Below are 313 nucleotides of genomic sequence, written 5' to 3' on the forward strand. Positions count from 1 at the left end.
CCAGGCTCATTCTCTATAAATTAACGGATGAACAGCTAAAGAAGCGCCAGCTCATACGATCCAAAAAAGAGCGTACGAAAACAAAATCTTATTCCGATGAGACCAAACAGTTAGACGCTCTGCATGCTTTTATCACGAATATTCCTCAAGATGTAGTACCTAAGGAAGATATCTATGATCTATACTCCTTACGTTGGCAAATTGAGATCGTGTTTAATACATGGAAATCCATCTTTCATATTCATAAAGCAAAACCGATGAAAGAGGAACGATTTCTATGTCACCTCTATGGAACCCTTCTAGCGATTCTACT

1 protein-coding gene is annotated in these 313 nt (G+C 38.3%); it reads left to right on the plus strand.

Annotation, left to right across the window (positions count from 1 at the left end; genetic code table 11):
- On the plus strand, positions 1 to 313 hold a 313-nt coding region (locus EIZ58_RS32940), incomplete at both ends, for a transposase (protein WP_167578115.1).

It is taken from the genome of Ammoniphilus sp. YIM 78166, from assembly GCF_004522215.1.
Classification (GTDB): Bacteria; Bacillota; Bacilli; order Aneurinibacillales; family RAOX-1; genus YIM-78166.